Annotated in this window: 13 protein-coding genes; 5 read left to right on the top strand and 8 right to left on the bottom strand. The window is 68.8% G+C overall.

Going from position 1 to position 10,572, the window contains the following annotated elements; all coding sequences use genetic code 11:
- Positions 1-152: 152 nt before the first annotated feature.
- Complete coding sequence (locus tag V3328_RS26165; RefSeq protein WP_378758848.1) at positions 153-1,067, bottom strand: methylated-DNA--[protein]-cysteine S-methyltransferase; 915 nt, start codon at positions 1,065-1,067, stop codon at positions 153-155.
- A gap of 368 nt (positions 1,068-1,435) precedes the next feature.
- Positions 1,436-2,005: a DUF2244 domain-containing protein gene (locus V3328_RS26160; protein WP_340332683.1), complete on the bottom strand. Its 570-nt coding sequence runs from the start codon at positions 2,003-2,005 to the stop codon at positions 1,436-1,438.
- Positions 2,006-2,227: 222 nt separating this feature from the next.
- Here V3328_RS26160 and nth point away from each other — a divergent pair, with 222 nt between their 5' ends.
- Positions 2,228-2,974 (top strand): endonuclease III, encoded by a 747-nt coding sequence (nth, locus tag V3328_RS26155; protein ID WP_340332682.1) that lies wholly within the window; start codon positions 2,228-2,230, stop codon positions 2,972-2,974.
- Between the two features lie 528 nt (positions 2,975-3,502).
- On the opposite strand, the gene hslU is transcribed toward nth, so the two are convergent.
- Genes hslU through hslV form a run of 3 tightly spaced genes read right to left on the bottom strand, consistent with a single transcriptional unit; the run spans position 3,503 to position 5,916 of the window.
- Entirely contained in the window at positions 3,503-4,813 is a 1,311-nt protein-coding gene (gene hslU / locus V3328_RS26150) for an ATP-dependent protease ATPase subunit HslU (protein ID WP_340332681.1), read from the bottom strand.
- A complete protein-coding gene (locus V3328_RS26145; RefSeq protein ID WP_340332680.1) occupies positions 4,806-5,354 on the bottom strand; it encodes a GNAT family N-acetyltransferase in 549 nt (182 codons plus the stop codon). Before V3328_RS26145 ends, hslU begins: the two co-directional genes overlap by 8 nt.
- On the bottom strand, positions 5,344-5,916 hold the full coding sequence (gene hslV / locus V3328_RS26140) for an ATP-dependent protease subunit HslV (RefSeq protein ID WP_340332679.1): 573 nt from the start codon (positions 5,914-5,916) through the stop codon (positions 5,344-5,346). The genes V3328_RS26145 and hslV overlap by 11 nt, the downstream gene beginning before the upstream one ends.
- A gap of 257 nt (positions 5,917-6,173) precedes the next feature.
- Here hslV and hisB point away from each other — a divergent pair, with 257 nt between their 5' ends.
- Positions 6,174-6,776 carry an imidazoleglycerol-phosphate dehydratase HisB gene (gene hisB, locus V3328_RS26135; protein WP_340332678.1) on the top strand — a complete coding sequence of 201 codons (603 nt, stop codon included), beginning with the start codon at positions 6,174-6,176 and terminating at the stop codon, positions 6,774-6,776.
- On the opposite strand, the gene V3328_RS26130 is transcribed toward hisB, so the two are convergent.
- Together V3328_RS26130 and V3328_RS26125 are read right to left on the bottom strand one after the other, a co-directional pair.
- Positions 6,773-7,372 carry a 5-formyltetrahydrofolate cyclo-ligase gene (locus V3328_RS26130; RefSeq protein ID WP_340332677.1) on the bottom strand — a complete coding sequence of 200 codons (600 nt, stop codon included), beginning with the start codon at positions 7,370-7,372 and terminating at the stop codon, positions 6,773-6,775. The genes hisB and V3328_RS26130 overlap by 4 nt on opposite strands.
- Before the next feature lie 5 nt (positions 7,373-7,377).
- Positions 7,378-7,866 carry a group III truncated hemoglobin gene (locus tag V3328_RS26125; protein ID WP_340332676.1) on the bottom strand — a complete coding sequence of 163 codons (489 nt, stop codon included), beginning with the start codon at positions 7,864-7,866 and terminating at the stop codon, positions 7,378-7,380.
- Positions 7,867-8,135: 269 nt separating this feature from the next.
- Here V3328_RS26125 and V3328_RS26120 point away from each other — a divergent pair, with 269 nt between their 5' ends.
- Positions 8,136-8,624 (top strand): DUF2628 domain-containing protein, encoded by a 489-nt coding sequence (locus V3328_RS26120; protein ID WP_340332675.1) that lies wholly within the window; start codon positions 8,136-8,138, stop codon positions 8,622-8,624.
- 23 nt (positions 8,625-8,647) lie between these two features.
- A complete protein-coding gene (hisH, locus tag V3328_RS26115) occupies positions 8,648-9,298 on the top strand; it encodes an imidazole glycerol phosphate synthase subunit HisH (RefSeq protein ID WP_340332674.1) in 651 nt (216 codons plus the stop codon).
- A gap of 2 nt (positions 9,299-9,300) precedes the next feature.
- Here the strand turns inward: hisH and V3328_RS26110 are convergent, their stop codons facing one another.
- The gene (locus V3328_RS26110; RefSeq protein WP_340332673.1) at positions 9,301-9,567 is read right to left on the bottom strand and encodes a hypothetical protein; all 267 of its coding nucleotides are present in this window, start codon (positions 9,565-9,567) and stop codon (positions 9,301-9,303) included.
- A 269-nt stretch (positions 9,568-9,836) separates the two neighbouring features.
- Here V3328_RS26110 and hisA point away from each other — a divergent pair, with 269 nt between their 5' ends.
- The gene (gene hisA / locus V3328_RS26105) at positions 9,837-10,568 is read left to right on the top strand and encodes a 1-(5-phosphoribosyl)-5-[(5-phosphoribosylamino)methylideneamino]imidazole-4-carboxamide isomerase (RefSeq protein ID WP_340332672.1); all 732 of its coding nucleotides are present in this window, start codon (positions 9,837-9,839) and stop codon (positions 10,566-10,568) included.
- The last annotated feature ends 4 nt before the right edge of the window (positions 10,569-10,572 follow it).

Genomic DNA, 10,572 nt, shown 5'->3' with positions numbered 1-10,572 from the left:
GCTTCCAGCAGTATGCCAGAAACGGCGGAGTTCAAGTTACATGGAAATTGCGTCAGCGATCGCCTCGAACCACGAGGCGCTGGCAGATGCGGAAAAGCCGGCGGAGGCGCTGCTGCGTCTCCGCCGGCCGGATCTTCCGCAAAGGGGCCCTCTCAGGCGCGGCCCCCGCCGACAAGCCCGGCTTCCCAGCCGAGGATCGCCCGCTTGCGGGTCAGGCCCCAGTGATAGCCGCACAGCGATCCCGACTTGCCCAGCACGCGATGGCACGGCACCACGAAGGACATCGGGTTGCGGCCGACCGCCGAGCCGACGGCGCGCGCCGCCCGCGGCTTGCCGAGCCGGTCGGCGATGTCGGAATAGGTGGTGGCGCGGCCGAACGGGATCCGCAGCAGCGTCTCCCAGACCCGCACCTCGAAATCGCTGCCGATGAAGACGATGCGCAGCGGATCGTCCGGGCGCCAGTGCTCGGGATGGAAGACACGTCGCGCGTAGGTCTGCGTCGCCGCGGCGTCCTCGCGGAAGTCGGCCTGCGGCCAGCGCGAGGTCATGTCGGCGAGCACGCGCTCGCGCTCGGCCGGGCCGTCGGCGAACGCGATGCCGGCGAGCCCGCGCGGCGTCGCCATCACCAGCGCCTCGCCGAAGGGCGAATCGTGGAAGCTCCAGGCGATGTCGAGGCCGGCGCCGCGCGCGGCGTACTCGCCCGGGCTCATCGCCTCGTGGGTGACGAACAGGTCGTGCAGCCGGCCCGGTCCGGACAGGCCGACCTCGTAGGTCGCGTCCAGCACCGAGGCCGAATCGCGAAGCAGGTCGCGCGCGGTGTCGAGCGTGATCGCCTGGACGAAGGCCTTGGGCGACAGCCCGCACCAGCGCCTGAACAGCTTCTGCAGCCGGGTCGGCTCCATGCCGACATGCCCGGCAATGACGTCCAGGCCCGGCTGGTCCCGCCAGTTCTCGGTGATGAACTCGACGGTGCGGCGCACCGCGTCGTAGTCGCTCGCCGGCGCGGGCGGCCGGGCGGCGGACTCGGCAACGGAGAAGGAAGCAGGGTCGGTCATGAGGGTCATCATAGCGCGCCTCGCATGCAATGGGATCGGTGTCGGTGATACCGATGCGGACCTGGCGGCGACACCCGTTTCCTGATCGGCTTCGACCGGATTGTCGACCCCTGCTGTCGCTCCGGCGCTCCAGACCGGCCGCAAGATCCGCAACAGGCTCCCGACAGCAATCGGCCTCGTCCTCTCCACGTCCTCCCGGCCGAAGCGCGGAGAGCCGGGATTGCCAGCGGCGCAGACGCTGCGATCCCGGATAGCGGCGCGGCCGCTTCCGGGATGCCGTGGGAGGAAAGGTGGTCCCGCCCGCCCTTCGTGATTCGAGACGCGGTGTCGGCGATCGTCCCGAACCACGAGGCGCAGGCGTCGCGGTTCGATTCGCCGCTTCAGTCCGGCAGGCCGCGGCGGGCGGTGGCGAGCGCGCCGGCGAGCGCGTGCATGAACTCGGTCTTCTCCGGCGGCGACAGCCAGTAGGCGATGTCGAGCTTGCGGCCGTGCGAGGCAAGCGACAGTCGCGTCAGTGTACCCTCGTGATCGCGGCCGGTATCTATGCGCACCCAGTAGGGGTTGAACCGCCACTCCGCGACCGCGCCGCGGGCAGAGACCCGCCGTACCAGCAGGTCCGACTCGGTGACGACGATCGTTTCGCGCGCCCGTGCGGCCCGGTAGTTGGCGCGGAAGGCGAACCACACCAGCAGCACGTCGAGGCCGAAGAAGCCGAACACCGGCCAGGCGCCCATCGACAGGAAGACGATGCCGGCGGTGAAGCTGACACCGCCCAGCACGCACATGAAGACGATGAAGCCGCGCCGCGACAGCGACCGGTGCGGCGTGATGACGGCGGAGAAGATCTCCCTGTCCGTCCCGGCGGGCGCGCCGGTGCCCTCATGCGTCCGGCTGCCGCTCGTCGGGCCGTGCGTTTTCGGGTGGCAGTCGTTCCGGTCGGGTGCGTCCATGCCGGCCAATATAGGACGGCGGCGGCGCCGATGCATCCTTCGAGCCCAGGTCGATGCGGGCGGGAGGGGACTGGTGACGGGATGGTGTCAGCAGGAATGCCGTATGACGGACGCCTGCCGGCCGGAGCCGCGAGGGAGACGACCATGAAACGGGACTGCGAGACCGACCGCCCGGTCACGCAACGCGATGGCGAAGCGGCCGGCGATTGGGTACTAGGACATATGGCAAAGAGTCGTTCCCCCGCAGCGTCCGCCTCCGCCCCCGCCTCGGCCGTCGCCGAAGCGCGCCCGCGCCGGGCAAAGGCGGCGAAGCCGCGCGCAGCACCCTCCAGCAGGCTGAAGCCCGGCGAGATCGAGCGCCTGTTCGCCGCGCTGCAGAAGACCGATCCGGCCCCCAGGAGCGAGCTCGAATACGTCAATCCCTTCACGCTGCTGGTCGCCGTGGTGCTGTCGGCGCAGGCCACCGACGCCGGCGTCAACAAGGCGACCCGGGCCCTGTTCGCCAGGGCCGACACGCCGCAGAAGATGGTCGCGCTCGGCGAGGACGCGGTGCGCGAGCACATCAAGACGATCGGCCTGTTCCGCAACAAGGCGAAGAACGTGGTGGCGCTGTCGCAGCGCCTGATCGACGAGACCGGCGGCGAGGTGCCGGCCGACCGCGAGATGCTGGAGACGCTGCCCGGCGTCGGCCGCAAGACCGCCAACGTCGTCCTCAACGTCGCCTTCGGCGAGCCGACCATCGCCGTCGACACGCACATCTTCCGGGTCGCCAACCGCACCGGCCTAGCGCCGGGCAAGGACCCGCTGCAGGTGGAGCTCGCACTGGAGCGGGTCGTGCCGGACGAGTACCGGCTCAACGCCCACCACTGGCTGATCCTGCACGGCCGCTACATCTGCAAGGCCCGCAAGCCCGAGTGCGGCCGCTGCGTCATCCGCGACGTCTGCAGATACCCCGACAAGACCGCCTGAGGCGGGCGGTGAGGACGGCCCGCCATTCCTTTGCATTGGCACGGCTCGATCATCGTCATCCCGGCCAAGCGCAGCGCGAGCCGGGATCCCCCCGGACATCCGCCGCTGCGATGTGTGGCGATCCCGGAACGGCAGAGCCGTTTCCGGGATGACGTGACTACACCAGGCACGACTGTCCGCGATCCGTTTCGGCCTCATCGGCAGGCTCGTCCCGGCGATCCGTGACCACCGCAGCGGGTATGGACGCCGGGATGCGCACGGGGGATGGCGCCCGGCGACGCGGTCCCGCCGGCGCCTCGTGGTTCGACACGGCCTCTGACGAGGCCTCCTCACCATGAGGCTCATCACATTCCGGGGACGACCGACCGCCAGTTGTTGCCCCACCCGCGACCGCGCCCCTACCTCCGCCCTCATCCTGAGGAGGCCGCGCAGCGGCCGTCTCGAAGGACGGGGGCGGCCCCCGGAGGTGAATGCCCATGCCGGGAGGCCCGCCGCACTGGCGGCCAGGCGGGGTGCCGGCCGCCGTCCCTACAGGACGTAGCGGCTGAGATCGGCGTTCCTGGCCAAGTCGCCGATGTGCTTCTTCACGTAGGCGGCGTCGATGACGACCTGCTGGCCCGACTTGTCGGGCGCCTCGAAGCTGATCTCGTCGAGCACCCGCTCCATCACCGTCTGCAGCCGCCGGGCGCCGATGTTCTCGACCGAGGAGTTCACCTCGACCGCGATCTTGGCGATCTCGGCGATGCCGTCGTCGGTGAACTCGAGCGTCAGCCCTTCGGTGCCCATCAGCGCGATGTACTGGCGGATCAGGCTCGCCTCGGTCTCCGTCAGGATGCGGCGGAAATCGTCCTCGGTGAGCGGCTTCAGCTCGACGCGGATCGGCAGGCGGCCCTGCAGTTCGGGCAGCAGGTCCGAGGGCTTGGCGACATGGAAGGCGCCCGAGGCGATGAACAGAATGTGGTCCGTCTTCACCGGCCCGTGCTTGGTCGACACCGTGGTGCCCTCGATCAGCGGCAGCAGGTCGCGCTGCACGCCCTCGCGGCTGACGTCGGCCCCGCCGACGCGCTCGGAGCGGCCGGTGATCTTGTCGATCTCGTCGAGGAACACGATGCCGTGGTTCTCGGTCAGGTGGGTCGCCTCCTGGACGATCTGGTCGTCGTCGAGCAGCTTGTCCGATTCCTCGGCGATCAGCAGGTCGTAGGAATCCTTGACCGAAATCTTGCGGGGCTTGGTCTGGCCGCCGAACGCCTTGCCGAGCATGTCGCCGAGATTGATCATGCCGACCGAGGCGCCGGGCATGCCGGGAATGTCCATCTGCGGCATCGACATGGACGACTGGCGCAGCTCGACCTCGATCTCCTTGTCGTCGAGCTCGCCGTCGCGCAGCTTGCGGCGAAACGATTCGCGCGTCGACGGGCCGGCGCCCGGACCGACCAGCGCGTTCAGCACGCGCTCCTCGGCGGCCAGGTGCGCCCTGGCGCTGACCTCCTTGCGGCGGCGCGTGCGCACCAGGCCGATGGCCGCCTCCAGCAGGTCGCGGATGATCTGTTCCACGTCGCGGCCGACATAGCCGACCTCGGTGAACTTGGTCGCCTCCACCTTGAGGAACGGCGCGTCGGCGAGGCGGGCAAGCCGGCGCGAGATCTCGGTCTTGCCGACGCCGGTCGGCCCGATCATCAGGATGTTCTTGGGCAGCACCTCCTCTCGGAGGTCGTCGGCAAGCTGCTGGCGGCGCCAGCGGTTCCTCAGCGCGATCGCCACCGCGCGCTTGGCGTCATGTTGCCCGACGATGTACCGGTCGAGCTCGGAAACGATTTCACGGGGGGAAAAATCACTCATTGATTCCGTCCTGTTTCGGGGCATCCTGTGCCATCAGCAACACCTCCCCGTACGTCGTGGAGCGCCTTTCCAGCGTTCGGAAACCCGCCTTTCGATAGGCGGCTATGGCGCGTGAATTCCCTGGATTCGGGTCGATCACAGCCCGCCTCATGCCGCTGGCGAACCGGGTCTCGACCGCCTGGCGGAGCATCGCGCTGCCGTGCCCCCTGCCGACCAGCCCGGCCGGGCCGATCGACAGATCGAAGCCGAGCGTGCCGCGCGGCTGGTCGCGATAGGGATGGCCGTCCTCCAGGTGCGGGTCGTAGCACTGCAGATAGGCGATCGGCCGCCCGTCCAGTTCGACGATCATCGGCTCGGTCGCCGGGCAGGCGATCGCCGCCTCGAACTCGCAGACGCCGTCCGGCTGGCCCCACCACTCGGCGAAATGCGGCGCCTGCAGCCATCCGCGAAGCAGGGCCAGGTCGCCCGCCGTCACCGGCCGGAACCCGTATGGCCCCGATTCCCCGCGCGGCTCCGTGTTGGGCGCGTCGCTACTGGGCATCGAGGGTTTCGACGACGATGTTGTCGTTGGTGTAGATGCAGATGTCGGCGGCGATCGCCATCGCCTTGCGGGCGATCGCTTCGGCGTCGAGATCGGTGTCGACGAGGGCGCGGGCCGCCGCCAGCGCGTAGTTGCCGCCCGAGCCGATCGCCGCCAGGCCATTCTCCGGCTCCAGCACGTCGCCGTTGCCGGTCACCACCAGGCTGACGGTCGGATCGGCGACGATCAGCATCGCCTGCAGGTGGCGCAGGTAGCGGTCGGTGCGCCAGTCCTTGGCAAGCTCGACGCAGGCGCGCATCAGCTGGTTGGGATACTGCTCCAGCTTCTTCTCGAGCCGCTCGAACAGCGTGAAGGCGTCGGCGGTCGCCCCGGCGAAGCCGGTGATGACGCCGCCGTCGCCGAGCCGGCGCACCTTGCGCGCGGAATGTTTCATCACGGTCTCGCCGACCGAGACCTGGCCGTCGCCGGCGATCACCACCTTGCCGCCCTTGCGGACGGTCAGGATCGTCGTGGCGTACCACTGTCCGTCGCCGTGCCCGTGGCTGCGGGATTGCGAATTCATGAAGGCTCCTCTCGCCGGCCGGATCGTGCAGTGTGCTGCCGGTGGCTTCGTTGGTCGGCCCACATGTATTCCGATTCCCGACCGATTCAACGCTGAGGGGGTATGCGTCGGACGGCAGCCGCGTCCACCTGCGGCGGCTCCCCGGGACGAGGGCCGCGTCCCGGCCCACGGGGGTGGGCCGCGACGCCGCTGCTTTCATCTGCCGCAAACGCCTGATAGAACGCGCCGTCCTCACGTTTCACACGAAAGTCGAGCCCATGAGCGAAGCGCGGAAGGCCGAGATCGCCCGCAAGACCGCCGAGACCGATGTGACGGTCTCCGTCGACCTGGACGGCGAGGGCCGCTCGGTCGTCTCGACGGGGATCGGCTTTCTCGACCACATGCTCGAGCTGTTCGCGCGGCACGCCCTGATCGACGTCGACATCCAGGCGAAGGGCGACCTGCACGTCGACCTGCACCACACCACCGAGGACGTCGGCATCGTGCTCGGCCAGGCGGTCCGCCAGGCGCTCGGCGAGCGGCGCGGCATCGCCCGCTACGCCACGGTTCACCTGCCGATGGACGAGACCCTGAGCCGCGTCGCCGTCGACGTCTCCGGCCGGCCGTTCCTGGTCTGGCGCGCGCGGTTCCCGGCGCCGAAGGTCGGCGACATGGACACGGAGCTGTTCCGCGAATGGTTCCAGGCCTTCGCCATGAATGCCGGGATCACGCTGCACGTCGAGTGCTTCTACGGCGACAACAGCCACCACATCGCCGAGAGCTGCTTCAAGGGCCTCGCCCGCGCGCTGCGCGCCGCCATCGCCATCGACCCGCGGGAAGGCGCGCGCGTGCCGTCGACCAAGGGCAGCCTCGCCGGCTAGGCCGACCGTTTTGGCGCGATGACGCCGGTCTCCGTGACGATGGCATCCATCGGGATGTCGTGCGGCTGCGGATGGATCGTCGCGATCGCGGCCGCCGCATAGCCGACCCCGAACACCGCCGGCCTGCGCGTCAGCGCAGCAAGCGTCCGGTCGTAGTAGCCGCCGCCGTAGCCGAGCCGGTAGCAGTGCGGGTCGAAGCCGACGACGGGCGCGACGACGACGTCCGGCACGACTTCGGCGCCGTCGGCCGGCACGGGAATGTTCCAGACGCCGCGTTCCAGCCGGTCGCCGGGTTTCCAGGCCCGGAACACGACCGGCCGCGCCCGTTCGACGACCACCGGCAGCGCGCAGGTGCCGCCGTTGCCGGTCACCCGCTCCATGAAGCCGCGCAGGTCGGGCTCGCCCCGGAACGGCCAGTAGACGCTCACGATCCTGCCCGATACCGGGCCGATCGAGGCTTCCAGCGAGGCTGCGATGCGCCCGGCGTGGGCGAGGCGGGTGTCGGGGTCGATGGCGAGCCGTTCGGCGATCAGCCTGTCGCGTTCGGCCTTGCGCCAGCGCGCAATATCGGTCTCCGAGGGGCTGCCGTCCGGCATTGCGATCAGTCCGTCCACAGGGCGCGGGCATCGCCCGGCTGGATCGGCAGGGCGGGGCGCACGAAGCGCTCGCCCTTCATCACCATCACGCCGGCATGCGCCGCGATGCCGAGTTCGAGACTCTCGGCGATCCGCCGCGCGCGCTCGATGAAGTGTTCGGCGGCCGCTGGCGTGCACAGTTCCCGCGCCGTCTCCTCGAACAGGGCGAGCCAGCGGTCAAAATGGCGGGCATCGACGGGCAGGGACCGATGCTTCTGCATCGGATCGCCGTGATAGCGGCCGGAGGTCAGCGCCACCGACGACCAGAAGGCCCGCATCTGCTCGAGATGCCGCGGCCAGTCCGTAACGCGCCGCTCGAATACCGGTCCGAGCAGGGGATCGGTGCGCACCTTGGCGTAGAAGGCGTCGACCAGACGGCCGATCAGCGTCTCGTCGATGCCGGTCCTCTCGACGAGTGCCGCGGTAATCTGCGCTCTGCGTCCGGCGTTGCTCATGTCTCACCCCGATCAGTATCGGCTGTCTAGCATTGCGCTGTCCTGCTGCGCCAGAGCCCGCCCGGATCGCGATGCGTCCGGCCTTGCCCGGCATCGCTTGCGAAGGCGGTGCGCAGGGTGACAGCCGGTTTTCCTCGCAGCGTGGCATGGCCTGGTCGGAGGTTTTCCGCGCAACCGCACCCCTTTGGTCCGGGCTTGGCTGCTGCGAGGCAGGAACTTCCCGCAGAGTTCCCTTCTAATCCGCCCCGCGCCGCGCTAAGAGAACGCCCATGAAGGTCTTCACCGTCCACGAACCGCCCGAAGCCGGGTCTGGCCGCCTCGAGGGAGTAACCCTCGTGAAGGAGGGATTCTGCTGGCCGGCGCTGTTCATCCCGGCGATCTGGATGCTCTGGCACCGGATGTGGTGGGTGCTGCTCGGCTGGCTGGCGATCGGCGTCGGCCTGACCGTGATCGGCGAAATCTTCGCCAGGACGGGCTTCGTCGTCGGCATTCTGTCCTTCGTCTTCTCGATCTGGTTCGCGCTGGAGGCCAACGAGCTGAGACGCTGGAGCCTCGCGCGCAAGGGCTGGCGGATGCTCGGAGTCGCTGCCGGCCGCGACGACGAGGAGGCCGAGCAGTCGTTCTTCCGGCGTGTCCTGACGCCGGCCCCGACGGCGGGATCCGCCCAGCGCAGCGTCCCGGCACGTCCTCCCGTCGTCCCGCGGCGGCCCTCCGGCGGTTCGGAACCGGTGGTCGGCCTGTTCCCGCACCCCGAATGACACGCGCGACCGGCGGCTGAACCATGCGCATCGCCATACTGGACTACGGCTCCGGCAACCTGCGCTCGGCCGAAAAGGCCGTCGAGCGCGCCGCCCGCGAACGCGGCATCGCGGCCGAGATCGCGGTCACCGACGATCCCGACTCTGTGCGGACGGCCGACCGCATCGTCCTTCCGGGCGTCGGCGCCTTCGCCGACTGCCGGCGCGGCCTCGACCGCGTCGACGGCCTGCACGAGGCGCTGGTCGAGGCGGTCGAGGAGAGGGGCCGGCCGTTCCTCGGCATCTGCGTGGGCATGCAGCTGATGGCCGACTTCGGCCGCGAGTACGAGACGACCGAGGGTTTCGGCTGGATTCCCGGCGACGTCGTGCGGCTCGAACCCTCCGACCCGGCCCTCAAGATCCCGCACATGGGCTGGAACACCCTTCGGGCGAGGTCCGATCATGCCCTGCTGGCGGGCATCCCGACCGGCGATGAGGGACTGCACGCCTATTACGTGCATTCCTATCACCTCGCCGCGAAGGACGACGCCGACGTCGTCGCCGTCTCCGACTACGGTGGCCCGCTCACCGCCATCGTCGCCCGCGGCAACCGCGCCGGCACCCAGTTCCACCCCGAGAAGAGCCAGAAGCTCGGCCTGGCCCTGATCGGCAACTTTCTGCGATGGGCGCCGTGATGCTAGTCGTTGAAGAGTTCCGGCTGGACTTTCTTCACAACTCTCAACGTCGGCTGATGAGGTTCAGGAACGGTGATCGCTGCAAGCTGAGGATCTTCAACCTTAAAGCGAGCGTACCCGACGCTTCGACTCCCTACGTGAACCTTCTCTTCCCAGACCTCATACAACCGGCGAGGGTCGACGTCATAAACCGCACAAAGCTTACGTACGTGTTCATTCCGCCACTTCGCAATCCAAATCTCAACCGCATCGTCAAAGGACAAAGCCATGACGTCTCCTTTGGTACCAGTGGAGATGCCTTGACCACGCCGAAGCGTTTTGATTCAATCACAATGCAGATCACGCTACTGCGTCGCGCGGCATCCAACTTGCGCGTCTGGAAAAGCCGAGGGGTCCAGCCTCGGCTTTTCTTTTGGTCAACGAAAAAGATTCGGCGATTCCCTCCGCTACGTCAACTTGGTTGGGGAGAGTTAAACGAGCCTGTGAACACAAGGGGTTATTTGTCCACGGTATCCATATTCTGTGTGGACAACCTGTGATGATCCTGTTCCCCGCCATCGATCTGAAGGACGGCCGTTGCGTGCGCCTGGTCAGGGGCGACATGCAGGCCGCGACCGTGTTCAGCGACGATCCGGCCGCCCAGGCGCGCGACTTCGAGGCCGCCGGGTTCGCGTGGCTGCACGTCGTCGACCTGAACGGCGCCTTCGAGGGCAAGAGCGTCAACGCGCCCGCCGTCGAGGCGATCCTGAAGGCCGTGTCGGTGCCGATCCAGCTCGGCGGCGGCATCCGGGACATGGCCGGGATCGACACCTGGCTGACGCGCGGCATCCGCAGGGTGATCCTCGGCACGGTCGCCGTGCGAGACCCGGAACTGGTGCGGCAGGCCTGCGCGGCATTCCCCGGCCGCATCGTCGTCGGCATCGACGCGCGCGGCGGCAAGGTCGCGGTCGAGGGCTGGGCGGAAACCTCCGAACTGACCGCGGTCGAACTTGCGAAGATGTTCGAGGACGCCGGGGTCGCCGCCATCGTCTATACCGACATCGACCGCGACGGCATCCTGACCGGGCTCAACATCGACTCGACGCTGGAGCTCGCGCGCGCCGTCTCGATCCCCGTCATCGCCTCGGGCGGCCTCGCCTCGATCGACGACGTGAAGCGCCTGCTCCGGCCCGACTGCGCGATCCTCGAGGGCGCGATCTCGGGCCGGGCGCTCTATGACGGACGCCTCGATGCGGCCGAGGCGCTCAAGCTGATCGCGGATGCGGCATGAAGGA

The organism is Microbaculum marinum (assembly GCF_037855135.1).
Taxonomy (GTDB): domain Bacteria; phylum Pseudomonadota; class Alphaproteobacteria; order Rhizobiales; family Tepidamorphaceae; genus Microbaculum; species Microbaculum marinum.
Note: the sequence above shows the minus strand (reverse complement) of the source record. Positions and strands in the feature narration are given on the sequence as shown.